Source organism: Sphingomonas sanxanigenens DSM 19645 = NX02, assembly GCF_000512205.2.
GTDB classification, from domain to species: Bacteria; Pseudomonadota; Alphaproteobacteria; order Sphingomonadales; family Sphingomonadaceae; genus Sphingomonas_D; species Sphingomonas_D sanxanigenens.
Genome location: NZ_CP006644.1, coordinates 3,529,621 through 3,554,078 on the forward strand (window position 1 = coordinate 3,529,621; position 24,458 = coordinate 3,554,078).

The following is a 24,458-nucleotide window of genomic DNA, read 5'->3' on the forward strand; positions in this document are numbered from 1 at the left end:
GATCAGAGCGACCAGTCGAGCCGGATGCCGATCGTCCGCGGACGCACGATCGAGCCCGCCGGCGTCACCTGCGACGTGAACGGTGCGTTGAGGATGCCATATTCGTCAAAGATGTTGTTGGCGAATGCGAGGATGCGGAACTTCTCCATGAGCGTCACCGACGCGCGCAGATCGAAGATGTTGAAATTGCCGCGGGTCGCATCGTTGCCGAAGGCGACCGGTGCCGACGAAAGATAACGATGCGCGATCTCGATCGTCGGCTTGCCGGAGACATCGGCGAGATCGAGCTTCACATTGTTGGCGATCGACCATTTCGACGAGCCCGGCAGCCGCGTACCCGAGGCATAGCCGCCGCCCGCCGCGAAGGTATCGGGCAGGAAGTCGGTCAGCTGCGCATCCTGATAGGTCAGGTTGGTCGAGACCGACAGATAGGGCAGCGGCTCGACGGTGGTCGAAAATTCGACGCCCGACACATTGGCGCTGCCCGCGTTGGAGACATAGGAATAATAGCTCGGTTCCGGGCCGAACAGGCGGGCCTGGATGTCCTTCCAGTCGATCGTGAACACCGTCGCATCGACATACATGCGATTCTCGAACAGCGAGACCTTCACGCCGGCTTCGTAATTGTCGACCGTATCGCTGTCATAGGCGGCGGGGATGCTCGGCAGCAGCCCGGCATTGGGGTTGATGCCGCCGACGCGATAGCCGCGCGAATAGGTCATATAAGCCATCACCGTGTCGGTCGGCCGGGCGGTGATCGTCACCTTCGGGGTGAACCCATCCTCGCTCTGGCTCACCCTGCCGCCACTGTCCGTGGGCGTGTAGCCGCCGGGATAGCCGCCGAGCGCGCCGGCCTGGTTGAGCACGGTGCCCCTGTAGCTGTTCCAGAAATAGCGGCCGCCGAAGCTGATCTCGAATTCGTCGACCGGCCGGATGGCGAGTTCGCCGAAGATTCCGAAATCCTCGTTCACCGTGTCCGAGAGATAGCCGTAGAGGCGATCGCCCGGGGTGAGTTGCGCGCCGGTGAAGCCGCCGAACAGGCCCGGATTGGCGTCGATGAAGTCGGCGGCCCCCGCCTGGAAGATCTGGTCGTAGCTGGTCTTCTTGGCGCGCATATAGCTGGTGCCGATCAGCCAGCGGAACATGCCGGTTCCGTTCGATGCCAGCCGCGCCTCGGCGCTCTTGATGTTCGCGTGTGCGTCACCCAACGAATAGGCGGCCTCGTCGCCCGTCGTCACGCCGGTGACATAGGCATAGGGGTAGGAGAAGACGGTGGTGTTGTTCTTCTCGACGATTGATCCGAGCACGGTCAGCGTGCCGAAGCTCAGATCCTGATCGACGCGCAGCGAGTTCAGCAAGAAGTCGGTTTCCTGCGGCTCGGCGCGCGGCGTGTTGCGGATGTAGGGATTGTCGAGGTCCAGATAGGTCTGGTCGTCGAGCTTCGTCTCCTGATAGGTCAAGAGATAGGTGATCTTCGAGCCTTCGGCCGGCGTGAACACCACCGATCCGCGCAGCCCGCGGGTGCGGAAATCATTGGCGCCATCGACGCCGGTGCCGGGATTGTCGAGATAGCCGGCATCCACGCGCTGCAGCGCCATCACGCGCACCGCCAGCTTGTCTGCGATGATCGGCACGTTGATCATCGCCTTGGCGGCATAGTTGAGCTCGCCATCGGCATTCTTGGTGTAGCCGACGAGGCCCTGCGCCGCCGCGTCGAACTTGGTCGGGTCGGCGGTCTTGACGATATAGTTGACGAGGCCGCCGAGTGTGGACGAGCCGAACAGGGTGCCCTGCGGGCCGCGCAGCACCTCGACGCGGTCGATGTCGAACGTGTCGACGTCGGGAATGCCGATCGGGAAGCCGGGCTCCACCAGCGGGATGTCGTTCAGATAATAGCCGACCGTGGTCTGGCCCTGTTCGTGATAGGTCGTCGCGGCGATGCCGCGGATCACGACTTCGGAAATGCCCGGCTGATAATCGTTGAACACCACGCCCGGCAGCCGGACGATATAGTCCGAAAGGCTGTTGGCGTTGGCGGCGGCGAGATCCTCGCCGGTCACCGCGCTCATCGCGAGCGGGGTCTGGCGGATGCTTTCCTCGCGCTTGGTCGCGGTGACGATGATGTCGCCGTCCGCAGGCTCCTCGGCATGCGCGGTGCCCGAAATGCCGGCAATGCCGCCGATCGCGAGCGCGAGCACGGAGGTGCGCGCCGCCTTCATCAACTTGGTTCTGGTCATCGTTCTGCCCTTTCGCCCTGAAGGAGGCCGCGTTTTTCGCGTGCCGCCCAAAAAGTCCGTTTCCTGCGGTTCTATTCCTGTCAGCCGGTGGCGCCGTGGCGCTCCTTCCCGTCCACCACGGTGCGCAGCACCTTCGCACCGGTGATCCCGGCCGGATCGTCGCGGATCAGATCGCGGTCGAGCACCGCGAAGTCGGCGATGTTGCCGGGCTTCAGCGTGCCAAGCCGATCGTCCTGGAAACCCGCATAGGCATTTTCGGCGGTATAGGCATGGAGCGCCTGCGCGGCCGTCACCCGCTGTTCGGGCAGCCATCCGCCGGGGTTGGCGCCGTCGATCGTCTGGCGCAGCACCGCCGCCGCGACGCCGCTCAGCGGATCGATCGGCGCCACCGGCCAGTCCGACCCGAAGGTGACGTGCGCGCCGCTGTCGATCAGCGACCTGAACGCGTAGGTGCCGTTCAGGCGCTGCTCGCCGATCCGCTTCACCGCCCAGCGGCCATCGTCGATCGCGTGATAGGGCTGCACCGAGGCGATGACACCCTGCTGCCTGAAGCGCGGAATGTCGGCCGGATCGAGATGCTGGGCATGTTCGATGCGGAAGCGGCGGTCGCGCGGGCCGTTGGCGGCCGCGACGCGCCGGTAGATGTCGAGCAGGTCGGCATTGGCGGCATCGCCGATCGCGTGGGTGGTCACATGCAGCCCCGCAGCGTCGGCGCCCCTGATCCACGCCTCGATCCTGTCGAGTGGATCGAGCGCGATGCCGTGGCTGTCGGGCGCGTCGGTATAGGGCTGACGGAACAGCGCGGTGCGCGAGCCGAGCGAGCCATCGACCAGCCCCTTCATCGCCCCCCAGCGCACCCAGTCGTCGCCGCGGCCCTCTGCCTCGACGAGCGCCGCCATCCGTTCCCAATCCTTCAGGGGCACGAAGGAATAGAAGCGCATCGGCAGTTTCTTGGGGCTGCCGCGCAGACGGTGCAGCGCATCCTGCGTCGTCCAGTCGAGCTCGGTGACGTGGACCTGGGTCACGCCGCGCGACAACGCATAGGCGGTGCCGGCGGCGAGCGTTCTTTCGATCTCCGCTTCGGTCGGCGGGGTGATGACGCGTTCGACCAGGTCCTTGGCGGTATCCTTGACGATGCCGGTGGGCTCGCCATTGGCGTCGCGGACGATCACGCCGCCCGCCGGATCGGGCGTATCGCGGGTGATGCCGGCCAGCTTCAGCGCGACGCTGTTGCAGAGATACATGTGAAGATCGAGCCGCGCGACGGCGACCGGCGTGTTCGGCGTGACCGCATCGATCCAGTCGCGCCGGGGCAGTTCGCCGCCCCAGAGCTGCTCGTCCCAATGGCCGCCTTCCAGCCACTTGCCCGCCGGCAGCTTCGCCGCCGCCTCACCGACGCGGCGCGCGAATTCCGCCGGGGTCGCGGCATCGCGCAGGCTGGGCTGCGCGAGCATCGCCGAGCCGCGCAGGAAGTGGGTGTGATTGTCGATGAAGCCCGGCATGACGAAGGCGCCGCCAAGATCGACGACCCGGGTCGCGCGGCCGATGCCGGCGCGGACCGCGGCGCTGCCGAGCGCGGCGATGCGGTTGCCGCTGATCGCGATCGCATCGCTCGGCGCCGTCTTCGCACCGGTCCAGATGCGCGCGTTGACATAGGCGGTGTCGAAGGCGGTGTTGGCGGCCCAGCCCGCGCGCGCCACCAGCAGCGCGGCGCCGCCACCCAGCAGCGACCGGCGTGAGAGATCGATCATCGTCACGCCAGCGTCTCCTCGGCGGTCGTGGGGAGCGGCAGGCGATCGGCGTTCATGCGCCGCATCCAGTCCGCCAGCTCGGTATCGGCGGTGCCGGCGATCAGTTCGGCCGCAACCTCCGCCGTTTCCTCCTGGCCCAGCTTGAAGCGCGCATCGATCGCGCGGACATGCGCGCGGAAGGCGATGATCCGCGGCAGCAACTGGCCGAGGCGATCGCCCGCATCGGCGACGGTCCACGGATTGGGCTGCGACGCTTCCATCGTGTCGGTGAGCTGCTCGACCGAGGCGAGCGTCTCTTCCTCGATGAACTCCACCTCGACCGCGATCATCGCGACCGCGAAATTCCAGGTCGGTGCCCAGTGCGGCTTCGAGACCAGCGCCGGGGACATATAGCCCTGGGGTCCAGAGAAGAGCAGCACCGCATGCGGGTCTGCCCGCAGCGCCGCGACCTGCGCATTGCGGCGCGAACAATGGCCGAGAAGCGAGACGAGCCGCCCCTCCGCATCGGTTTCGGCCAGCATCGGCAGCGGCGTAGCGTCGAAGCCGGCGGCGCCATGGTTGACGAGCCACGCGAGCGGATGCTCGGCGATCAGCTTGAGAAGGTCGGACGTGGACCCGGATGGAAAGTGCATGCCGCGAACGTTTCGCAAGACTGAACCCGTCGAAACATCCAGAATTGCAAAAGCGAGGGGTCCAGCAACGTCAGGCCCGCGCCGTGTCGCGCAGGCCACAGATCGCGGCGGCGAGATCGACCTCGTCGAGGCTGGCGAAACCCAGCCGCAACCCCCGCTCCGCCTCGGGCCGGACCATATAGCTGTGCGAGGGGGCGAAGCTGAGCCCGAGCGCGGGGGCGCGGCTCTCGATCCGGTCGAGCGCGGCATGGTCGCGGAAGCCGAGCCACAGCGCGACGCCGCCCTGCGGCAGCCGCATGTCGACCATATCCCCGAACGCGTCGCGCACCGCGCCGGCGGCGGCATCGCGCCGGCCCGCATAGATTTGCGTCGCCTTGCGGGCATGGCGGCGCACCTCGCCGCTGTCGATCAGCTCGGCGGCGGCATCCTCAGTCAAGGTGTTGCCCATGCCGTCGATCAGCGAGACCTCATAGGCGAGCGCGTCGATCACCTGCGCGGGCGCCGCGACATAGCCGATCCGCAGCGCCGGCAGCAGCAGCTTGGAGAGCGAGCCGACATACAGGACGTGCTCGGGCGCGTAACTCGCCATCGGCAGCAGCGGCTGCGAGCCGAAGCGGAACTCATGGTCATAATCATCCTCGATGATCGCGAAGCCGAACTGGCGCGCGAGGTCGAGCAGCCGCAGCCGCCGCTCGGGCCTGAGCGAGACGGTGGTCGGGAACTGGTGGTGCGGGGTGAGGAAGATCGCGGCGACGCGGTGCGCCCGGCACTGGCGCTCGACATCCTCGACGTCCAGCCCCTCGGCATCGAGGCGCACCGGCACCACCTGCGATCCGCAGGCGCGGAAGGCGGCGACCGCGGGCTCGTAGGTCAGTTCCTCGACCAGCGCCATCGCGCCCGGCCGGGTGAGGATGCGCGCGGCGAGGAAGATGCCCTGCTGGCTGCCGCGGGTGATGAGGATGTTTTCCGGCCCCACCATCAGCCCGCGCTGGCCCTGGAGCATCGTCGCGACGCTCTGGCGCAGCAGCGGCGACCCGCGCGGATCGCGATAGAGCAGCCGGTTCTCGCGCGACGCCCTGATCGCCGCCGAGCGATAGGCGCGGGCGACGAGTTCGGCGGGAAAGATCGACCCGTCCGGCGCCCCTTCGTCCAGCTTCAGCCAGCGCCCCGCCGGCACCGCGATCGGCCGATCGGGCGCGCGGCGGAACGGATAGGCGATCAGCCGCTCGGGCTCGAACGCGGTGGGCAGGCCGGCCCCCTGCGCGGGTTCCGCCTCCGGCAACGAGGCCGAGACGATCGTGCCGCGGCGGCCGAGCGATTCGAGCCAGCCTTGCGCCACCAGTTCGTCATAGGCGGTGACGATCGTCTTGCGGTTGACGGCAAGCGCCGTCGCCAGTTCGCGGGTGCCCGGCAGATAGGTGCCGGGCTGGAGACGCCCGCGCTGGATCTCGTGGATCAGCGCATGGACGATCTGCATGTAGAGCGGGGTCTCGCCATCGGGCTGGAGACGCTGGGCGAGAACGGTTTTCCAAGGGCGGAGCATGGGGGTGGTCTTTCAATTTGCGCGAATGCGACCGAGGCCGCACTGAGCCCTCCCTCCACTCTGTTCGCCCCGAGCGAAGTCGAGGCGTGGCTCGAGCGCAGCCGAGAGCCGAGACCCGCTCGGAGCCTGGCCCAACCTCGCCGTCTCGGCTTCGCTCGGGGCGAACGGGTGAGGAGATCCATGTATCGCCTGGCCCCGTCTACCACCCTTCAAGCTTACAGCAAGGGAGCCAGCCGCTCCTTCAACCAGTCCGCGCCGTCCCCGATCGCGCGCATCGCGATCGGCGCCGTGGCCATCGCCTCCAGAAAGCTGTGCGTCGCCCCCGGGTAGACGCTCAGCCGGTGTGGCACGCCTGCCGCGGCGAACCGCTCCGCCAGGGCAAGGCTCTGTTCCGCCAGCAGATCACGCTCCGCGACGACGAGCAACGCCGGCGGCAGGCGGGTCATGTCGGCAAGCAAGGGGCAGACATAGGGATCGCCGCGATCGGCGTCGTCGCGCAGATAATTGCCGTAGAACCAGTCCATCTCGGCGCGGTTGAGCACCGCATCGGGGCCGCCCAGTTCCGCCTCGGCCGCGTCCGACGAGCGGTCCGAATAGGTGCCGTAGTTGAGCAGCATCGCCTGCAGCCCTGGCCCCTCAGCGCCATCACGCAGCCGCAGGCAGGCGGCGAGCGCGAGGTTGGCACCGGCGGAATCGCCGCCGATCGCGAGCCGCGTCGCGTCGATCCCCAGCGCCGCGCCCTCGGCCGCCAGCCAGCGCAGCACCGTCAGCACCGCCTCCAGTGCGACCGGATAGCGCGCCTCGGGCGACAGCGGATAATCGACGCCGACCACCGCAAAGCCGCCCGCCGCAGCATATTCGCGCATCAGCCGGTCGTGCGTGTCGATGCTGAACAAGGTGAAGCCGCCACCATGCAGATAGATCAGCGCCGGCGGCATCGCGTCTCCGGTCGGGCGATGGATGCGGACGCGGAAGCGGTGATCGCCGCTTTCCAGCCGGTGATCGTCGGTCCGCGCCATCGCGGGGCCACCGGCGCGCAACGGCGCGCGGACGATCTCAGCGACCGCGCGGGCGCGCGCGATGCTGAGCGCGTCCAACGCCGGATGCTCGCGCCAGCGGCTGGAGAGGCGGCGGTTGAAGGCGGCTATATCGGGATCGATCGGGTCGGTCATCCGCTGTGCGGCCACGTCCAGATCAGGATGTTGGCCAACAGCACCAGCGCGGCGCCGAGCATCAGCAGCGGCTGCTTGCGATCCCCGCCCCGACGGAACAGCGCGATCGCGCCGAAGACGAGTGCGATGACCGCCAGCATGGCGATGGCGGTGACGATGTTGAAGAGGTCACGGCTTTGCATGGGCTGCTTAAAGGCGGGTTGGGCGGGGGACTGCAAGCCCTCCGTGCTGTAGCAGATGATCGTCGTCCCCGACGCTGCGCGCCGGGGAGGACAATGGTCTCCCGCGCGGGATCACATGCATTCAGCCGGGAACACCCATCACCCCTGCAACACCCGCGCATAGTCCCCGGCATCCACATTCCCGCCGGACAGGATCACCAGCGTCCGCTTGCCGGGCGCCACCTTGCCCGCGAGCACCGCCGCGAGCGCGACCGCGCCGCCGGGTTCGACCACGACACGTAGATGGCGGAAGGCGTGGCGCTGCGCCGCCGCGACCTCGGCCTCGCTCACTGCGACGCCGCGCGCACCGCGGGCCTTGAGCACGTCGAAGGTCAAGGGCGAGACGCGCGTCGTCTGCAGCGCGTCGCAGGCGGTGGGTGGCGGGTTGGGGCCGACCGGCACGAGCTCCCCCAGGTCCAGCGAACGGCCCATATCGTCCCACCCCTCCGGCTCGGCGACGACGATCTCCGCGCCCGGCACAGCCAGCGCGATGCCGGCGGAGAGGCCACCGCCGCCACAGGGGATGACGATCCGGTCGGGCGCCGCCAGCCCCCGTTCCGCCATCTGGCGCACTGCATCCAGCCCCGCCGTGCCCTGCCCTTCGATGACCCAGGGGTCGTCGAAGCTTGGCACCAGCACCGCGCCGCGCTCCGCCGCGAGCGCCGCCGCGATCGCCTCGCGGCTTTCGGTCGCGCGATCGTAGCGAATCACCTCCGCCCCCAGCGCCACGGTCGATTCGCGTTTCGCCGCGGGTGCGTCTGCCGGCATGACGATGGCGGCGGCGATGCCCAGCCGGCGCGCCGCCCAGGCGACGCCCTGCGCGTGATTCCCCGACGAAAACGCGACGACTCCCGCCGCCTTTTCAGCCTCGCTCAGGTCACTCAGCCGATGCCATGCGCCCCGCAGCTTGAACGCGCCCATCGGCTGGAGCGATTCGGCTTTGCACAGCAGCGGTTCGTCGAAAAAGGGCAGCGGCAGAAGCGGCGTCGACGGCACGATTTTATCAAGCTTTTCCAATGCCTTGATGACCCCTTCGACGGTCGGTCGGCGCGACTTATCCACAGCCTTGTCTCCGAATTGAAACATTTGAACGAGCGCCCGCTTTACATGGGGGTGCGTGCTGAATATATCGCGCCCTCCCGCTGCCCCATGGGACTTCCACCGCAAGGCAGCACGTTCCGTGAACTACCCACTGGAGGTCCCTTGAGTTGCACAAGCATCATAGCGCGCTGGGGCTAGCTGCCGCCCTTCGTCCGGTCCAGCCGGTCACGCTCGTTCGCCCGCACGCCGCTCGCCGTGCCGCCCGTTTCTTCGTCGAGAAGTTTCCGGGTACGGCCATGTATGCGGTGAAGGCGAATCCCTCGCCGGAACTGATCACGCTCCTTTGGGAAAGCGGGATCACGCATTTCGACGTCGCGTCGATCGCCGAGGTTCGCCTCGTCGCGAAGGCCGCGCCGGGTGCCACCCTGTGCTTCATGCACCCGGTGAAGGCCGAGGAAGCGATCGCGGAAGCCTATTTCGATCATGGCGTTCGCACCTTCTCGCTCGACACGATCGAGGAGCTGGACAAGATCGTCCGTGCCACCCGCGGCGCGGAAGACCTTACGCTGTGCGTAAGGCTGCGGGTGTCGTCCGAGCATTCGAAGCTCAGCCTCGCCTCGAAGTTCGGCGCTGCGCCGGGTGAGACCAAGGATCTGCTGATCGCCGTCCGCCAGGTCGCCGATGCGCTGGGCATCTGCTTCCACGTCGGCAGCCAGGCGATGACGCCGGACGCCTATGCCCAGGCGATGGAGCGCGTGCGCGCCGCGATCGTCGAGGCCGGCGTCACCGTCGACGTCGTCGACGTCGGTGGCGGCTTCCCGTCGAGCTATCCGGGCATGGAGCCGCCGCCGCTGGAGCGTTATTTCGAGACGATCCATCGCGCGTTCGAGAGCCTGCCGGTCAGCTATTCGGCCGAACTGTGGTGCGAGCCGGGCCGTGCGCTGTGCGCCGAATACAGCTCTCTCGTGGTGCGCGTCGAGCGTCGCCGCGGCGATGAGCTTTACATCAACGACGGCGCCTATGGCGCGCTGTTCGATGCGGCGCATGTCGGCTGGCGTTTCCCGGTGATGCTGCTGCGCGAGCCGGAATCGAACGCGAAGATGGTGCCGTTCAGCTTCTACGGCCCGACCTGCGACGATCTCGATCATATGGCAGGCCCGTTCCTGCTGCCTGCCGATGTTCGCGCCGGCGACTATATCGAGATCGGCATGCTTGGCGCCTATGGCTGCGCGATGCGGACCGGCTTCAACGGTTTCGGCGAGGCGCCGGCCCATGACGTCACCGACGAGCCGATGGTCTCGCTCTACATCGAGCTGGACGAGCCGGCGGCGATGCCGTCGAACGTCGTCACGCTGTAACCTTCGTCCTGCACTCGGCTCTCTTCCCCCCTCCCGTCTTGCGGGAGGGGTTGGAGGAGGGCATGCCGTTTCCGCCTGATTTCTGGCCCTGACAGGCCCTCCCCCAACCCCTCCCGCCCAGGCGGAAGGGGGATATTGCTGCTGGAGATTCGAATGACCGAAGCCATCAACGACACCCGCAAGGCCGAGTTGCTCTCGACCGTCGTCGAGCATGTCGACATCACCACGTTCGACGCCCGCCCGATCATCGATGCCATGGGCAAGATGAGCTTCACCAGCCGCGACCTCGCGCGCGCCACCGGCATCTACAACCAGATGCTGAACGACCCGGACTGCTCGATCTTCCTCGTCATCGCCGGCTCGACCTCGGCGGGTGGCTGCATGGATCTCTATGCGGAGCTGCTGCGCTCCAACATGATCGACGGCGTGGTCGCCACCGGCGCGTCGATCGTCGACATGGATTTCTTCGAGGGCCTCGGCCACAAGCATTATCAGGCGCTCGAAGTGCCCGACGACAACACGCTGCGCTCGCTCTACATCGACCGCATCTACGACACCTATATCGACGAAGAGCAGCTTCAGGACTGCGACCACACGATCGGCGCGATCGCCGACTCGCTGGAGCCCAAGGCCTATTCGAGCCGCGCCTTCATCCGCGAGATGGGCAAGTATCTGGCCGAGCACGGCAAGAAGGAGAACAGCCTCGTCAAGCTCGCCTATGAGCATGACGTGCCGATCTTCTGCCCGGCGTTCGTCGACAGCTCGGCGGGCTTCGGCCTCGTCAAGCACCAGGTCGAGCGCGCGAAGGAGGGCAAGCCCTACATGGTGCTCGACGCCATCGCCGACTTCCGCGAACTGACCGACATCAAGATCAAGGCGGGCACCACCGGCCTGCTGATGATCGGCGGCGGCGTGCCGAAGAACTTCATCCAGGACACCGTGGTGTGCGCCGAGATCCTCGGCCATGAGAATGTCGAGATGCACAAATACGCCGTGCAGATCACCGTCGCCGACGTGCGCGACGGCGCCTGCTCCTCTTCCACGCTCAAGGAAGCGGCGAGCTGGGGCAAGGTCGACACCACGCTGGAGCAGATGGTGTTCGCCGAGGCCGGCTCGGTGATGCCGCTGCTGGCGTCGGACGCCTATCATCGCGGCGCGTGGAAGACCCGCACCAAGCGCGCCTGGGGCAAGATCTTCGACTGATGCGACTTTGGGCCCTCTCCCGCGACGTGCGGGAGAGGGCTTTTTCATGCTTGCTCGCCCTCTTCACCCTTCTATTTGTCGGAGTATAAGCACCTGACAACGGAGGGGTTCACATGCCGCAGATCGATCGTCGCAGCCTTCTCGTCGCCGGTTCGGCCGGTCTCGTCGCTGCGGCGGCGCCGGCATCCGGTGCGGGCAAGACCGCTGCGACGCCCCTCGCGCCCCGCCCGCCGATGGGCTGGAACAGCTGGAACAGCTTCGCGACCACCATCACCGAGGACCAGGCGCGCGAGACCGCGCGGATCATGGCAGCGAAGCTGCTGCCGGCGGGCTATGACGTCTTCACCGTCGACATCCAGTGGTACGAGCCCGAGGCGCGGGGCTATGACTATAATCGCGCGCCGCAGCCGGCGATGGACGCGCATGGCCGGCTGATCCCCGCCCCCAACCGCTTTCCCTCATCGGCCGACGGCAAGGGCTTCGCGCCGCTCGCCGCCGAGGTCCATGCGCTCGGGCTGAAGTTCGGCATCCATGTGATGCGTGGCATCCCCCGCGCGGCGGTGAAGCGCAACCTGCCGATCCTGGACACCCGCTACCGCGCCGCCGACGTCGCCGACACGACCAGCATCTGTTCGTGGAACCCGGACATGTACGGCGTCGACATGACGAAGCCCGGCGCGCAGGCCTATTATGACAGCCTCTTCCGGCTCTACGCGTCGTGGGGCGTCGATTTCGTCAAGATGGACGATATGAGCCGCCCCTATGACGCGCATGCCGCCGAGATCGAGGCGGCGGCGAAGGCGATCGCCGCCAGCGGCCGGCCGATGATGCTCAGCCTCTCGCCCGGCGAGACGCCGGTGGTGCGCGCCGGCCATGTCGCGCGCCACGCGCAGATGTGGCGGATCAGCGACGATTTCTGGGACGAGTGGGCGATGCTCGAGGCACAGTTCACCCGGCTGGAGAACTGGAACCCGCACCGCGCGCCCGGCCGCTGGCCCGACGCCGACATGCTGCCGCTCGGCCGCCTGCGCATGGGCGAAAGCGACACCCGCTTCGCGCCGGACGAGCAGCGCACCTTGATGACGCTCTGGTCGATCGCGCGCTCGCCGCTGATCATGGGCGGCGACCTGCGCCACCTCGACGCGCCGACATTGGCGCTGCTCACCAACCGCGAGGTGCTGGCGGTCAACCAGGCGAGCACCGCCAACCAGCCGCATTTCGTGGAGGATGGCACGCGGGTGTGGTCGGCGCGGCCCGAGCGCGGCGGCGGCCTCTATGTGGCGCTGTTCAATACCGGAAAGAGCGCGAAGCCGGTCGGCGTGCCGCTGGCGATGCTTGGGGTGTCGGGGACGGTCAATGTCCGGGATTTGTGGACGGGTGCCGCAGACGGGGAGGCGACCGGGCGGCTGGTGCGGACGCTGCCGGCGCACGGGGCCGGGCTGTATCGGCTGGGGTGAGGCCAAGGCCTCACGCCCCCACTCCGTTCGCCCCGAGCGAAGTCGAGGGGATGTTCGAGCGAAGCCGAGAACAGAGACCCGCTCGGAGTGTGGCCCAACCCGCCGTCTCGGCTTCGACGGCCCCCTCGACTGCGTTCGGGGCGAACGGAGGGGGCATCGGGCCGCTGACAAGGGCGCTCGCGGATGCTCCCCTTACACTGCCTCACCCAGCCGCGCCTCCACCAGATCCAGCGGCATCGCCCCGCCCCCCAGCACCACGCCATGGAAGCGCTGCAGGCTGAATCCGCGCTTCGCCCTTGCCTTTTCTCGCAGATCCAGCAGCCGCAACTGGCCCAGCTTGTAGCCCAGCGCCTGCCCCGGCCATGCCATGTAGCGCTCGATCTCGGCGGTCACCTCGCTGTCGGCGGAACCGGTGGTGTCGCGCATGTAGGTGATCGCCCGCATCCGGCTCCAGCGCTTGTGGTGCATGCCGGTATCGACCACCAGCCGCACCGCGCGGAACAGCTCGTCCTGCAGGCGGCCGAGGTCTCCGAGCGGATCTTTCGCATAGGCGCCCAGTTCCGCCATCAGCCGCTCGCTATAGAGCGCCCAGCCTTCCTGATAGGCATTGAAGCTGGCGATGCGGATCATCAGCGGCGCTTCGGGCAGCGCAGTCGCGATCGATCCCTGGGTGTGGTGGCCGGGCACGCCTTCATGATAGCTCAGGGTCGGCAGGCTGAAGCGCGGCACCGCGCGCATGTCGCGCAGGTTGATCCAGTAGGTGCCGGGCCGAGAGCCGTCGAGCGAGGGGCCGTCATAATAGCCGCCCGGCGCCCCTTCCTGCGAGGCGACCGGCACGCGCTTCACCACCAGATGCTGCGTCGGGATCAGGTCCGGCGGCAGCAGGTCCGGATAGCGCGCCTCCGCGGCGGAGACGAGGCCGCGGACATAGTCGAGCAATTCGTCGCGCCCGGCATCGCTGTCGGCGAACTGGTTGGCGGGGTCGCTGGCGAGCGCATCCATCCGTGCGCCGACGCTGCCCCCGGTCAGCCCGCGGGCGCGCAGCAGCGCTTCCATCTCGGCGGAGATGCGCGCGACCTCGTCGAGCCCGAGCGCGTGGACATCCTCGGGCGGCAGCGGCGTGTCGCCGAGCGCGCGGACGTTGGCGGCGTAGAGCGCCGCCCCCTCGGGCTGCGCCCACAGCCCATCCTCCTCGCGCGCGGTCACCAGCATCGCCGCGATCCGGTTGCGCAGCTTCGCGATCGCCGGACGGGCGCGGCGGCGCAGCGCGGTGGTCGCGCGGCGGATCGCGGTGCGGCGCATCTCCACCGACAGGCCGGCCTCGCCGATGCGCTGCGTGAAGCTGCGGATCAGCACATGATCCTCGGCCTTGCCGGCGAGGAAGGCATCGAGCACCGGCAGGGTCCGCATCAGCAGCGCGCGCGGCGGCCGGCAGCCCGCCGCCTCGTCCGCCTTCAGTTTCTCGACGACGCCGGCGAAGCCGCCCTCGAACCCGTCGAGCTTGGCGATCCACGCATCGACCGCGCGCGGCGTCGCGACCGACTGCTGCGAGGCGAGCATGTTGACCGTATCGATATGCGGCCCCGCCACCTGGGTGACGAGATAAGGCACGTGCCCCGAGAAGTTGAACGGGTTGGTGCGGCCATAGGCGATGCCCGCGCTGCGCACGCCATTCTCCAGGATCGCCCCTGCCACCGCCAGCCGCGTCGCGGTGAGCGGGTCGGCGGCGACGCGGATCGTCGCGAGCCGTTCGGCACCCTCGCGCAGCGCGTCGCGCCACGCCGCCTCGCCGGCGGGCGAATAATCGTCCATCCGCCGCGCCGCGGGGCCGCCGTTCATCGCGGCGGGCGTGCCGTTGTAGGTCGCGGTCTCGGGGATGTGCGCGAGCAGTTCGTCGGTCAGCACATCGAGCGGCCCGACCGTGGGCGGCGGCAAGATGCGCGGTGGCCTGGCCTTGGGTTTTGGCCGCGTGGCCGCGAAACCGGGTACGGATGTCGCCGCTAGAGCAAGGCCGGCCACAGTCTGCCGGCGGGAAAACAGGCGCATCGCGTCCCTTTCGATTGTCGGCTCCTTCGTGACATCCGGCGACTTTGCGGGCAACAGGCAGAACCATGATCGAGATCGATTATGAGGGCGCCGTCGCCCGCCTGACCCTGGACCGCGCAGCCAGCCGCAACGCGCTGGGCCTTGCGGACTGGACCGCGCTGGCACAGGCCGCCGCCGCCCTCGCGACCTCTTCGGCGCGCGTGCTGCTGATCCGATCGGCGGTGCCCGGCACCTTCTGCGCGGGATCCGACCTCAAGCAGCTCGCCACATTGCATGAGGACGAGACCGCCCGCGCGCCGTTCCGCGGCGCGATGCGCGCTGCGCTGGACGGCATCGCCGACCTGCCGATGCCGACGATCGCGCTGATCGAGGGCGGCGCGTTCGGCGCCGGCGTCGCGCTGGCGATGGCGTGCGACATGCGCATCGCCTCCCCCACCGCGCGCTTCGCGATCCCGCCCGCGCGGCTCGGCATCCTGTATCCCGCGACCGACGTGAACCGGCTGGCCGAACTTGTCGGCCGCGGGCAGGCGATGCTGCTGCTGACCGGCGGTACCGCGATCGGCGCGGACGAAGCCGCAAGGATCGGGCTGGTCGAGCGCGTCGCCGCGGATGCCGCCGCGTCCGCCGACCAGCTTGCGCAGACGATCGCCGCCAACGCGCCCACCAGCGTGAAGCTGCTCAAGCATATGGTGACCGATTTCTACCCGTTCATCGAGATGGATGGCGATCTGTCGCTGGGGGACCGGCTGTTCGACGACGCGTTCGGCAGCCCCGAGTGCGGCGAGGGGATGGCGGCGCTGGCGGAAAAGCGCCCGCCCGAATTCCGCGGATGAGACCGCGCACCGTCGATGGCGACGCCGGCATCCTGATCATCGGCGATCATGCCTCGGCGCATGTGCCCGACGACATCGCGCTCGGCATCGATCCGGCGCTGCTGACCCGGCATGTCGCGATCGACATCGGCGTGGCGCCGGTCGCCGAGGCGCTGTGCGCGACGCTGGGCTGCGCGGCGGTGCTGGCGACCGTCTCCCGCCTCGTCGTCGATCTCAACCGCGAAGAGGACGCGCCGGGGCTGATCCCGATCGCGAGCGACGGCCATGCCATCCCCGGGAATGCGCTGGATCATGACGGCCGCGCGCACCGGATCGCGCGCTTCTGGCGCCCCTATCATGATGTGGTGGCCGAACGCATCGCGACGACGCACCCTGCGCTGCTGGTCTCGCTGCACAGCTTCACGCCACAGCTTGCCAGCCGGCCGGACGAAGCGCGGCCCTGGCATGTCGGCATCCTCTACAATGAAGACGATCGCGCGGCACGGGTCGCGATCCCGGTGCTGGAGGCGGCCGGCCTCATCGTCGGCGACCAGCTTCCCTATTCGGGCAAAGCGCTCAACGCGACGATGAACCGTCACGGCGAGGGCAGCGGCACGCCCTATCTCGGCATCGAGATGCGGCAGGATCTGGTGAGCGACGCCGCCGGCGTCGCGCGCATGGCCGGATTGCTCGCCCCCGCGATCCTGGCGGCGCGCGAGGCACTGGCGTGAGCGCGTGGGACGCCGGGCGCCCGATCCTGACGGCGGGAGAGACGCGCGCGGCGGAACAGGCGTTGTTCGACGGCGGCATGAGCGTGGAGGCGCTGATGGCCCGCGCCGGCGCCGCGCTCGCCGAACTGGTCTGGCGCCATGCCGGGCCGGTCGACACGCTGATCGTCTGCGGCCCCGGCAACAACGGCGGGGACGGCTATGTCGCCGCCGCGCTGCTGCGCCGGCTGGGCATGACTGTGCGGGTCGCCGCGCTCGCCGCGCCGCGCACCGATGCCGCGCGCCATGCCCGCGATGGCTGGGGCGGCGCGGTCGAGGCGTTCGCGGAGAGTGCCCCGGCGACGGTGCTGGTCGACGCACTGTTCGGCACCGGCCTCACCCGCGGGCTCGATACGGCGGTCGCGACCAAACTCGCCGCGCTCGCGGCCGCCGCCACCGTCACCATCGCCGTCGATCTGCCCAGCGGCATCGCCACCGACGATGGCGCGGTGCTGACCGAGGGACTGCCGCGCTTCGACCTGACATTGGCGCTGGGCGCGCTCAAGCCCGCACACCGGCTGCGCCCGGCGGCGGACCATGTCGGCCGCGTCGTCGTCGGCGAGATCGGCATCCCGACCGACGCCACAGGGCTGCGCGAACTCGCCCGGCCGCGGCTCTCGGCGCCGACCGCGGCCGACCATAAATATAGCCGCGGCATGGTCGCGGTCGCGGGCGGGGCGATGCCGGGTGCCGCGCTGCTCGCCGCCACCGCCGCGCAGCGTGCCGGCGCAGGCTATGTCGCGCTTTCGAACGGCGCCGGCGGCGGGCCGATGGCGCTGGTGCATCGTCCGTTGGAGGCGCTGATCGACGATAAGCGGGTCGGCGCGCTGGCGATCGGCCCCGGCCTGGGCCGCGACAGTGCCGCGCGCGACATCCTGGCGGTGGCGCTCGGCAGCGCGCGGCCGCTGCTGGTGGACGCCGACGCGCTGGTGCTGCTCGGCCAGCCGGGATTGAAGCGCCTCGGCGCGCTCGAGGCGATGGCGATCCTCACCCCGCACGAGGGCGAATTCGCAAAGCTCTTTCCCGGCATCGCCAGCGACCGGCTGAGCCGCGCCCGTGCCGGCGCCGCGCGATCGGGCGCGGTGCTGTTGCTGAAGGGCAGCGACAGCATCGTCGCCCACCCCGATGGCCGCGCGGTGATCGCGCCCGCCGCGCCGGCATGGCTTGCCAGCGCCGGTACGGGTGACGTACTGGCCGGCACGATCGCGGCGATGCGCGCGCGCGGGCTCGATGCGTTCGATGCCGCCTGCGCGGGGTTGTGGCTGCATGGTGAAGCGGCGCGGATCGCCGGACCCGCGCTGATCGCCGACGATCTCGCCGCGGCGCTGCCGCGTGCATTGGAGCAATGTTTGTGAGTGTCATTCTTCGCGTCGCCGCCCGGGGCGATGGCGTTACCGCCGATGGCCGTTTCTTCGCGCTCGCCGCCCCGGGCGACAGCATCGGCGGCGATGGCGGCATCATTCCCGGCCCGCATCATGCCGAGCCGCCCTGCCGCCATTTCCCCACCTGCGGCGGCTGCCAGCTCCAGCATCTCGACGATGCCAGCTATGCGGATTTCCTGAACGACCGCGTGGCCGCCGCGCTTTCCGGCCAGCAGCTCGACGCGCCGATCCTGTCCCCGCACATCTCGCCGCCGTTCAGCCGCCGCCGCGCCTCGCTGCGCGCGGAACGGCGCGGGCGCAGCGTGCTGCTGGGCTTCAACGAGGGGCGCAGCCACCGCATCGTCGACGTCGCCGAATGCCATGTGCTGCGGCCGGAATTGTTCGCGCTGGTCGCGCCGCTGCGCAAACTCCTCGTCGGGCTGCTGCCCGACCGGCGCGGCGGCGAGGTGCGGATGAGCCTGGCCGACCAGGGCGTCGACCTGCTGATCGAGGGCGTCGAGGCCGCCGGGCTCGACGCCGCCGAGTTGCTGACCGCCTTTGCCGAGGCAAACAAGCTCGCCCGCCTCGCGATCGACGACGGCTATGGCCCGCAGACGCGGTGGGAGCCCGAGCCGGTGACGATCACCCTGGGCGGCGTGCCCGTGCCGCTGCCCCCCGCCGCCTTCCTGCAGGCGACCGAGGATGGCGAGGCCGCGCTGGTCGCCGCGGTGCGCGCCGGCATCGGCGGCGCGACGACCGTCGCGGACCTGTTCGCGGGCCTCGGCACCTTCGCGCTGGCGATGGCCGACGGGCGCCGCGTCTATGCCGCGGAAGCCGCGCGCGATGCGGTGTTGTCGCTCAAGGCCGCCGGCGCGCGTGCGCAGCTCCAGCTCTTCGCCGACCATCGCGACCTCTACCGCCGCCCGCTCGACGAGAAGGAATGCGCGCGCTTCGAGGCGGTGGTGCTCGATCCGCCGCGCAGCGGCGCGGAAGCGCAGATGCCCGCGCTCGCCAAGGCCGGCCCGCCGCGCATCGCCTACGCCTCCTGCAACCCCGCGACCTTCGCGCGCGACGCGAAGCTGCTGATCGCAGGCGGCTATCGGCTGGAGCAGGTGATGCCGATCGGCCAGTTCCGCTGGTCCACCCACGCCGAACTGGTGGGGCATTTCGTGCGATGAAGTTCGCCTGGCGAGATCTTCGGCAGCGCATCCCCGGAGACGGGTTGGATACCGCCCGCCGGCGGCTCGCCACATTGGCCGGGGCGGTGCTGCTGGCGCTCGCCGCCTTGCTCTTCGCCAAGGCCGGCGATGGCGCGCAGCGGCTGTTCGCGGCGCTCGCCGGCCATTTTCCTTATGCGCCGCTGCTGGTGACGCCCCTGGTTTTCGCCGGCATCGTCTGGCTCACCCGCCGCTTCGCGCCAGAGGCCAAGGGATCGGGCATCCCGCAGGTGATCGCCGCGGGGCGCGCGCCAGGCACGCCCTGGTCGAACGGCCTGGTCTCGATCCGCGTCGCCATCGCCAAGTTCGTGCTGACCGTGGCGATGCTGGCGTCGGGCGCCTCGGTCGGCCGCGAAGGGCCGACGGTGCAGATCAGCGCCGCGCTGATGGTGGGCGTCCACCGGCTGCTGCGCGTGCCGATCAGCGCGGGCGTGCTGATCGCCGGCGGCGCGGCGGGGGTCGCGGCCGCGTTCAACACGCCGCTCGCCGGCGTCGCCTTCGCGATCGAGGAACTCGCCGCCGCCTATGAGCAACGGGTGGCGGTGCTGGTGATGGGCGCGGTCATGATCGCCGGCCTCACCAGCCTGGGGATCGCGGGCGACTATATCTACTTCGGCGCGATGGGCGACACGATGAAGCTGCACAACCTGCTGCTCGCGGCCCCGCTCGCCGGGATCGTCGGCGGTCTGCTCGGCGGATTGTTCACCCGCGCGGTGCTGGCGTTCGGGCAGAGCGCGGCGCCCACGATCGCCGCCATGCGCGCGCGGCCGATCGCCTTCGCGGGGGGCTGCGGACTGGTCGTGGCGGCGCTGGGCATCGTCACCGGCGGCGCCACCTGGGGCACGGGGTACGAGACCACGCGCCTGCTCGTCGAAGGGCATGGCGGCTCGATCTGGTTCGCGCCGGCCAAGTTCGTCGCGGCGCTCGCGACGACATTGAGCGGCGCACCGGGCGGCATCTTCGCCCCCTCGCTGGCGGTGGGCGCCGGCGTCGGCGAGGTGCTGACCGAATTCTTCCCGCAGTCTCCCACGGGCGCGCTCGTGCTGCTCGGCATGGTCGGCTATTTCACCGGCGTCGTCCGCGCGCCCTTCACCGCGATCATCATCGTCAGCGAAACGACCGCGAGCCGCGGCATGATCATGCCCTTCTTCCTGACCGCGCTGATCGCCGACGCCGTGAGCGGGCTGGTCTGCCGCGAGCGGCTGTATCATGGCCTGTCGCGGGCATTCCTGGCGACGGCGCCCGCGGCCGACGAGGATGCCGAACGCCGCAGCTGAGGTTGCCCGGATGAAAGACATCGTGATCGCCCGCCTCGACGCCGCCGACGATGTCCGCCCACCTACCGTAATCGCCAGCGGAAATTTTCTCCCCCTGTCGATTTCGCCATGCCCCGTTCGTCGTTTCCATGTCAGGCCGGTGAGCCCGGCCCAACGAAGGAGGCAGTCCATGCGTGTGATGGTGTTCGTGAAGGCGACCGAGGACAGCGAGAAAGGCTTCGCGCGGACGCCCGAGACCGAGGCGATGATGGAGGCGATGGGCCGGTTCAACGATGAACTGAGCGCCGCCGGCGTGCTGCTGATGGCCGACGGCCTGAAACCGACGTCGGACGCCAAGCGCGTCGCCTTCGACGGCCCCCGCCGTTCGGTGATCGACGGCCCCTTCGCCGAGGCGCGCGAGCAGGTCGCCGGCTTCTGGCTGTGGGAGGTCAAGGATATGGACGAGGCGGTCGCCTGGGTGAAGCGCTGCCCCAATCCAATGACGGGGCCCAGCGAAATCGAGATTCGGCCGATCTACGAACCGGTCGACCTGGCGTGACCGTCATGAAAAAGGGGGCCGCCGCTGCACGCAGCCGCCCCCTCGGTCGTCGATCCGCGATCAGAAGCGGAAACCGACACCCGCCGCGACATGGCGGCGCTGCAGGTTGATGCCGTAGAACTTGCCGTAATCGGCATAGTTGATCTCGGCGAAGCCGTAAAACTTCTCGCCGAAGTTCACGTCGGCACCGATCGCCCCCTGAACGCCGCCCTTGCTGGCGCTGCCGCTGCCGAAGCTGGTTTCCGCCTTGAACTCGATGCTGGCGTAGCCGAGCTTGCCGTAGACCAGAACGGTCGGCGAAACGGCATAGCCCAGACGCAGGCCGGCACCCAGATTGCCCTCTTCCTTCAGGCACTCGCCACCGTCGCACAGCTCGACGCTGGAGAATTCATAGGTAATGTAGGGGCCCGCGACCACGCGGTCGCCGAGCTTGAAGTCGACGCCGGCCTCGCCGCCATAGGACACGGCGCTGCCGATCTTGTAAACGTCGCCATCCTCGCTGACCGTGGGCGTTTCATAGCCGAGGCGCGCTTCGATGCGGATGCCGTCGAAATCGTCCGCGCTGACATCCTGCGCGCACGCGACACCGGGGACGCTCGCCAAGACGGCGGCGCCAAGCAGATAGATCTTCATGTAATCCCCCAAATCGAACCTGATGTTCAGGCGTCCGGCCAAGATTGACCCCAATTCAGGCCGAACGAGCGCGCGAATAGGGGAGGCACCGGACATCGTCCAGACCTTTTCCATAAAAATTCAATCCGATATGCTATATGTGAAGGCCCCGTAACACATTCGGATTTGGTCACCAGGCGCGGTGACGACAGCCCGGATGGGCTGCCGCGCTGTTCACATGGCCGGCGGCGGGCAGCTATAGGCTTTCCTGTAGGACTGCCCCCAGCACCGCAACAGCGCGTCGAGCACTGCTTTACCCCGCTCCCGAAACGGCGCTCGATCGGCTGGAGCAGGCGGTGCGTTCCGCGTCCGATGTGGTCGCGGCCGCGAACATGGTGGGGCGCATCCTGCCGCAACCCTCTACGCCGGGCTTGACCCCTTCGAAGCCCACGCCAAGCCCAGGCCGCCCGCGCCCGGCGTGATCTGACGAACGCCTCAGGCGAGCGTCAGGTAGATCTCCGCCTCGATCACCCAGTCCGCCCCCATATCCCGCCATTTCGCGGAATAGATGCCGGAGGCCAGCCGGTCGCCACCGCCGGCGGGCACGCCTTCCCATCGACCCTGTTCGAGCGCGATCGGCTCGACCGGCGATGCGGTGATCGCCTCGGGCATGCGGATATAGACGGTGCGCGCGGGGGCGGCGAACTCGCGCTTCCAAGCCATGAGCTGCGCCTTGCGCCCGGCGATCACCGCGCTGTCGGTGCCGGTGACGAGGATCGCGTCGGGCGCGAGGAGCGGGCCGATCGCGGGCAGATCGGCGTCGGCGAGCGCGCGGTTGAACGCGGCGCGGCGCAGGCGGATGGCGATGTCGGGCGCGGTCGCGGTCATGCGCCAGCCTTGGCGGGCGTTCGCGCGCCGCGCAATGGCCACGGTGCGCACGGAACGGGGGCGGCACAGGCACGTTGGGCGCTCGCAACCCGAGGGGTCACCGATGAAGCCGATCCTTGCCGTTCTTCCGCTGCTCGCGCTGACCGCCGCCCCCGCCATCGCGCAGGAGGCCGCGCAAGAGGGCGCGCCGCGCGACCTGTGCAGCGACCGGCCTGGGCTCAATACGTCGGCCTGCACCGTCGATCCCGGGCGGCTGCAAGCGGAAATCGGCCTCGCCGGCTGGACGCTCGACCGCCAGCCCGACGAGCGCAGCGACGAGATCGACGCCGGCGAGATCCTGCTGCGCTACGGCATCGGCGCCACCACCGAGCTCCGGCTGGGATGGACCGCCTTCGGCCATATCCGCACGCGCGACCGGGCAACCGGTGCGATCGACCGCGCGTCCGGCACGGGCGACGTGACCATCGGCCTCAAGCAGAACCTGCGCCATCCGGCCGAATCCGCGCCGGAGCTGGCGGTGGCGCTGCTGCCCTCGGTCACCCTGCCGACGGGGAGCAACGGCGTCGGCGCGGGCGCGTGGAGCGCGGGGCTGATCGTGCCGGCCAGCTACACACTCAACGACACGCTCTCCTTCGAGCTCTCTCCCGAGATCGACGCCGCCGCCGACCAGGACGGGTCGGGCCGCCACCTCGCCTACGGCACCGCCGTGGGTGTCAGCGTGAATCTGACGGACACGGTGACGATGACGCCCGAATTCCAGATCCTCGCCGATCGCGATCCGGCCGATCCTGTCACGATGGCCAGCGCCGCGCTGTCGATCGCCGTCCAGCCCGCCGAGATGACGCAGATCGACGTCCAGGCGGTGGCCGGCATCGATCATGACGCGCCCGACATCGCGCTGTCCTTCGGGCTGACGCGCAAGTTCTAGGACGTTGCCGCGGACCGAGCGAGGCGATGGTCCGGCCCTTCGTTGCCACGAGACGCGCCACCCGCGGTAATACCGCCGGCATCCAGATCAGCGGGCGGGCAGATAGCAGGCGGGCGCGCCGCGAACCGGGCGACGCGCCTGCCCGCCTCATTTGATGACGATGTCGAACTGGCCTTGCGTGTCGATCACGATCGTCGGGCGCCGCTCCGCGACATCGTCACCCTCCTCACCCGCGCCGGATTCTGCGCCGAACGGCCAGGGGCGGCGGAGATCGAGCAGGCGGCGCTTCGCCCGGCGCCTGATCCTGGGCGGCGGCATCGCCACCGCCTCCCAGCAATCATTGGCGATGTAGGCATAGGGAATGGTGCCGTTGCCCGCGCCATAGGGGCACTGGCTGCCCCATGCGGTCCCCCAGCTGTTGCGCAGGATGAAGAAGCCGCCGCCGGGCTGATCGGCATCGTCCTGATAGCCGATCAGGCACATTGCATGTCCGCCCGCGCCGGCCTCGTTGCCGATGCGCATGTTGAGCCGCCCGGTCTGCGTCGCATAGGTGCTCTGGTACCAGCTGTTATAGACCGGCACCGAGAAGCCGACGCAGGATCCCGCCGCCAGCGCGGACTTGATCGCGAAGACATCCCTGGGCCCCAGCACGACCGGTGCGATCCGGTAGTTCGCGGCATCGCCCAGCGCGCCGGCGGGCTGCACGCCATTGTTGTTGCAGGGCGGGTTGGGATTGTAGGGCCACACCGCCTCGCGCGCGGCGCCGATATTCGCGAGCACCTCGGCACCCTTCACCTGCCAGGTGCCGCAGGCGCCCGGCGCGCCGTCGATCAGCTTGATCTGGTGGTAGAGAAATTGCTCGGAGAATTCGACCGTTTCGCCCGAGGCCAGCCGCCAATGCTCGTGCGCCGCGCTCAGCGCATGCGCCACGCATGTACCGCGCGGCCCCTGCTGTCGCACCGGCGGCATGCTCTTGGCGTGGCTGACGCTGGGCGGCAGCGCCGCGGCGGCAAATCCCATCAGCGCGGCGGGCGGCGCGACCGCGAGGCTGGCGATCTCGGCCGCCACCTCGGCGGTCGGTTCGAGCGATCCGAGCGCGAACGCCCCCATCGCCGGTGCCGCGGCGAAAGCGGAGAAGGTCTGTTGGGGCAGCATGGTGGCCGCCGCATCGGCAAGCGCGTCCACGCCGATCGCAGCGCCGAGCACATCGTCGAGCTGCGCCCGCACATCGGGCAGCGCCATGATCGCCGCGACCTGCTCGGCATCGGTAATCCCCAGGTCGCGCAGCGCCGCGATACCCGGGAAATCATCCCCGACCGGATGCCCGCCGAACGCCGAGAAGTCCGATCGATACCCATTGCCTTCCAACGACATCGCGCAATTCCTTTCCCTCCAGA

General features: G+C 69.2%; 21 protein-coding genes. 10 read left to right on the forward strand and 11 right to left on the reverse strand.

Going from position 1 to position 24,458, the window contains the following annotated elements:
• Nucleotides 1-2 precede the first annotated feature (2 nt).
• The 7 genes from NX02_RS16135 to NX02_RS16165 form a co-directional block, all read right to left on the reverse strand.
• Nucleotides 3-2,237 carry a TonB-dependent receptor gene (locus tag NX02_RS16135; RefSeq protein ID WP_025293236.1) on the reverse strand — a complete coding sequence of 745 codons (2,235 nt, stop codon included), beginning with the start codon at nucleotides 2,235-2,237 and terminating at the stop codon, nucleotides 3-5.
• An 80-nt stretch (nucleotides 2,238-2,317) separates the two neighbouring features.
• On the reverse strand, nucleotides 2,318-3,988 hold the full coding sequence (locus NX02_RS16140) for an amidohydrolase (protein WP_025293237.1): 1,671 nt from the start codon (nucleotides 3,986-3,988) through the stop codon (nucleotides 2,318-2,320).
• 2 nt (nucleotides 3,989-3,990) lie between these two features.
• Entirely contained in the window at nucleotides 3,991-4,620 is a 630-nt protein-coding gene (locus NX02_RS16145; protein ID WP_025293238.1) for an FMN-binding negative transcriptional regulator, read from the reverse strand.
• Between the two features lie 70 nt (nucleotides 4,621-4,690).
• Complete coding sequence (gene pdxR, locus NX02_RS16150; protein WP_025293239.1) at nucleotides 4,691-6,163, reverse strand: MocR-like pyridoxine biosynthesis transcription factor PdxR; 1,473 nt, start codon at nucleotides 6,161-6,163, stop codon at nucleotides 4,691-4,693.
• A 215-nt stretch (nucleotides 6,164-6,378) separates the two neighbouring features.
• On the reverse strand, nucleotides 6,379-7,335 hold the full coding sequence (locus tag NX02_RS16155) for an alpha/beta hydrolase (protein WP_025293240.1): 957 nt from the start codon (nucleotides 7,333-7,335) through the stop codon (nucleotides 6,379-6,381).
• Nucleotides 7,332-7,517 carry a hypothetical protein gene (locus tag NX02_RS16160; RefSeq protein ID WP_025293241.1) on the reverse strand — a complete coding sequence of 62 codons (186 nt, stop codon included), beginning with the start codon at nucleotides 7,515-7,517 and terminating at the stop codon, nucleotides 7,332-7,334. The genes NX02_RS16155 and NX02_RS16160 overlap by 4 nt, the downstream gene beginning before the upstream one ends.
• Nucleotides 7,518-7,655: 138 nt before the next feature.
• Nucleotides 7,656-8,642 (reverse strand): threonine ammonia-lyase, encoded by a 987-nt coding sequence (locus NX02_RS16165; RefSeq protein WP_084717843.1) that lies wholly within the window; start codon nucleotides 8,640-8,642, stop codon nucleotides 7,656-7,658.
• A gap of 122 nt (nucleotides 8,643-8,764) precedes the next feature.
• On the opposite strand from NX02_RS16165, the gene NX02_RS16170 reads away from it, so the two are divergent.
• The 3 genes from NX02_RS16170 to NX02_RS16180 all read left to right on the forward strand — a co-directional run bounded on the left by NX02_RS16170 (nucleotide 8,765) and on the right by NX02_RS16180 (nucleotide 12,615).
• Complete coding sequence (locus NX02_RS16170; RefSeq protein ID WP_025293243.1) at nucleotides 8,765-9,955, forward strand: type III PLP-dependent enzyme; 1,191 nt, start codon at nucleotides 8,765-8,767, stop codon at nucleotides 9,953-9,955.
• A 153-nt stretch (nucleotides 9,956-10,108) separates the two neighbouring features.
• Nucleotides 10,109-11,158: a 1,9-bis(guanidino)-5-aza-nonane synthase gene (locus NX02_RS16175; RefSeq protein ID WP_025293244.1), complete on the forward strand. Its 1,050-nt coding sequence runs from the start codon at nucleotides 10,109-10,111 to the stop codon at nucleotides 11,156-11,158.
• Nucleotides 11,159-11,271: 113 nt separating this feature from the next.
• A complete protein-coding gene (locus tag NX02_RS16180; RefSeq protein ID WP_025293245.1) occupies nucleotides 11,272-12,615 on the forward strand; it encodes a glycoside hydrolase family 27 protein in 1,344 nt (447 codons plus the stop codon).
• A gap of 192 nt (nucleotides 12,616-12,807) precedes the next feature.
• Here the strand turns inward: NX02_RS16180 and NX02_RS16185 are convergent, their stop codons facing one another.
• Nucleotides 12,808-14,550 carry a DUF885 domain-containing protein gene (locus NX02_RS16185; protein ID WP_245648611.1) on the reverse strand — a complete coding sequence of 581 codons (1,743 nt, stop codon included), beginning with the start codon at nucleotides 14,548-14,550 and terminating at the stop codon, nucleotides 12,808-12,810.
• A gap of 176 nt (nucleotides 14,551-14,726) precedes the next feature.
• Here NX02_RS16185 and NX02_RS16190 point away from each other — a divergent pair, with 176 nt between their 5' ends.
• From NX02_RS16190 to NX02_RS16215, 6 genes are all read left to right on the forward strand, one after another.
• The gene (locus NX02_RS16190; protein WP_025293247.1) at nucleotides 14,727-15,494 is read left to right on the forward strand and encodes an enoyl-CoA hydratase/isomerase family protein; all 768 of its coding nucleotides are present in this window, start codon (nucleotides 14,727-14,729) and stop codon (nucleotides 15,492-15,494) included.
• The gene (locus tag NX02_RS16195; RefSeq protein ID WP_025293248.1) at nucleotides 15,491-16,204 is read left to right on the forward strand and encodes an N-formylglutamate amidohydrolase; all 714 of its coding nucleotides are present in this window, start codon (nucleotides 15,491-15,493) and stop codon (nucleotides 16,202-16,204) included. The genes NX02_RS16190 and NX02_RS16195 overlap by 4 nt, the downstream gene beginning before the upstream one ends.
• The gene (locus NX02_RS16200; RefSeq protein WP_025293249.1) at nucleotides 16,201-17,595 is read left to right on the forward strand and encodes a bifunctional ADP-dependent NAD(P)H-hydrate dehydratase/NAD(P)H-hydrate epimerase; all 1,395 of its coding nucleotides are present in this window, start codon (nucleotides 16,201-16,203) and stop codon (nucleotides 17,593-17,595) included. Before NX02_RS16195 ends, NX02_RS16200 begins: the two co-directional genes overlap by 4 nt.
• Nucleotides 17,586-18,779 carry a class I SAM-dependent RNA methyltransferase gene (locus tag NX02_RS16205; RefSeq protein ID WP_025293250.1) on the forward strand — a complete coding sequence of 398 codons (1,194 nt, stop codon included), beginning with the start codon at nucleotides 17,586-17,588 and terminating at the stop codon, nucleotides 18,777-18,779. Before NX02_RS16200 ends, NX02_RS16205 begins: the two co-directional genes overlap by 10 nt.
• Nucleotides 18,776-20,095 carry a chloride channel protein gene (locus tag NX02_RS16210; RefSeq protein WP_025293251.1) on the forward strand — a complete coding sequence of 440 codons (1,320 nt, stop codon included), beginning with the start codon at nucleotides 18,776-18,778 and terminating at the stop codon, nucleotides 20,093-20,095. The genes NX02_RS16205 and NX02_RS16210 overlap by 4 nt, the downstream gene beginning before the upstream one ends.
• A gap of 169 nt (nucleotides 20,096-20,264) precedes the next feature.
• Nucleotides 20,265-20,633, forward strand: a complete 369-nt coding sequence (locus tag NX02_RS16215; protein ID WP_025293252.1) for a YciI family protein — start codon at nucleotides 20,265-20,267, stop codon at nucleotides 20,631-20,633.
• Between the two features lie 60 nt (nucleotides 20,634-20,693).
• Here NX02_RS16215 and NX02_RS30780 read toward each other — a convergent pair whose 3' ends face one another.
• Together NX02_RS30780 and NX02_RS16225 are read right to left on the reverse strand one after the other, a co-directional pair.
• Nucleotides 20,694-21,266 carry an outer membrane protein gene (locus NX02_RS30780; protein WP_025293253.1) on the reverse strand — a complete coding sequence of 191 codons (573 nt, stop codon included), beginning with the start codon at nucleotides 21,264-21,266 and terminating at the stop codon, nucleotides 20,694-20,696.
• 474 nt (nucleotides 21,267-21,740) lie between these two features.
• A complete protein-coding gene (locus NX02_RS16225) occupies nucleotides 21,741-22,133 on the reverse strand; it encodes a nuclear transport factor 2 family protein (RefSeq protein WP_025293254.1) in 393 nt (130 codons plus the stop codon).
• A gap of 103 nt (nucleotides 22,134-22,236) precedes the next feature.
• On the opposite strand from NX02_RS16225, the gene NX02_RS16230 reads away from it, so the two are divergent.
• On the forward strand, nucleotides 22,237-23,061 hold the full coding sequence (locus NX02_RS16230) for a transporter (protein WP_025293255.1): 825 nt from the start codon (nucleotides 22,237-22,239) through the stop codon (nucleotides 23,059-23,061).
• Between the two features lie 147 nt (nucleotides 23,062-23,208).
• Here NX02_RS16230 and NX02_RS16235 read toward each other — a convergent pair whose 3' ends face one another.
• On the reverse strand, nucleotides 23,209-24,435 hold the full coding sequence (locus NX02_RS16235; RefSeq protein WP_025293256.1) for a C1 family peptidase: 1,227 nt from the start codon (nucleotides 24,433-24,435) through the stop codon (nucleotides 23,209-23,211).
• Between the last annotated feature and the right edge of the window lie 23 nt (nucleotides 24,436-24,458).

What these genes read in the sequence shown, in the direction of transcription:
- NX02_RS16135 (WP_025293236.1), bottom strand. Translation starts at nt 2,237, where the DNA reads ATGACCAGAACCAAGTTGATGAAGGCGGCGCGCACCTCCGTGCTCGCG.
- NX02_RS16140 (WP_025293237.1), bottom strand. Translation starts at nt 3,988, where the DNA reads ATGATCGATCTCTCACGCCGGTCGCTGCTGGGTGGCGGCGCCGCGCTG.
- NX02_RS16145 (WP_025293238.1), bottom strand. Translation starts at nt 4,620, where the DNA reads ATGCACTTTCCATCCGGGTCCACGTCCGACCTTCTCAAGCTGATCGCC.
- pdxR (WP_025293239.1), bottom strand. Translation starts at nt 6,163, where the DNA reads ATGCTCCGCCCTTGGAAAACCGTTCTCGCCCAGCGTCTCCAGCCCGAT.
- NX02_RS16155 (WP_025293240.1), bottom strand. Translation starts at nt 7,335, where the DNA reads ATGACCGACCCGATCGATCCCGATATAGCCGCCTTCAACCGCCGCCTC.
- NX02_RS16160 (WP_025293241.1), bottom strand. Translation starts at nt 7,517, where the DNA reads ATGCAAAGCCGTGACCTCTTCAACATCGTCACCGCCATCGCCATGCTG.
- NX02_RS16165 (WP_084717843.1), bottom strand. Translation starts at nt 8,642, where the DNA reads ATGTTTCAATTCGGAGACAAGGCTGTGGATAAGTCGCGCCGACCGACC.
- NX02_RS16175 (WP_025293244.1), top strand. Translation starts at nt 10,109, where the DNA reads ATGACCGAAGCCATCAACGACACCCGCAAGGCCGAGTTGCTCTCGACC.
- NX02_RS16180 (WP_025293245.1), top strand. Translation starts at nt 11,272, where the DNA reads ATGCCGCAGATCGATCGTCGCAGCCTTCTCGTCGCCGGTTCGGCCGGT.
- NX02_RS16190 (WP_025293247.1), top strand. Translation starts at nt 14,727, where the DNA reads ATGATCGAGATCGATTATGAGGGCGCCGTCGCCCGCCTGACCCTGGAC.
- NX02_RS16195 (WP_025293248.1), top strand. Translation starts at nt 15,491, where the DNA reads ATGAGACCGCGCACCGTCGATGGCGACGCCGGCATCCTGATCATCGGC.
- NX02_RS16205 (WP_025293250.1), top strand. Translation starts at nt 17,586, where the DNA reads ATGTTTGTGAGTGTCATTCTTCGCGTCGCCGCCCGGGGCGATGGCGTT.
- NX02_RS16210 (WP_025293251.1), top strand. Translation starts at nt 18,776, where the DNA reads ATGAAGTTCGCCTGGCGAGATCTTCGGCAGCGCATCCCCGGAGACGGG.
- NX02_RS16215 (WP_025293252.1), top strand. Translation starts at nt 20,265, where the DNA reads ATGCGTGTGATGGTGTTCGTGAAGGCGACCGAGGACAGCGAGAAAGGC.
- NX02_RS30780 (WP_025293253.1), bottom strand. Translation starts at nt 21,266, where the DNA reads ATGAAGATCTATCTGCTTGGCGCCGCCGTCTTGGCGAGCGTCCCCGGT.
- NX02_RS16225 (WP_025293254.1), bottom strand. Translation starts at nt 22,133, where the DNA reads ATGACCGCGACCGCGCCCGACATCGCCATCCGCCTGCGCCGCGCCGCG.
- NX02_RS16230 (WP_025293255.1), top strand. Translation starts at nt 22,237, where the DNA reads ATGAAGCCGATCCTTGCCGTTCTTCCGCTGCTCGCGCTGACCGCCGCC.
- NX02_RS16235 (WP_025293256.1), bottom strand. Translation starts at nt 24,435, where the DNA reads ATGTCGTTGGAAGGCAATGGGTATCGATCGGACTTCTCGGCGTTCGGC.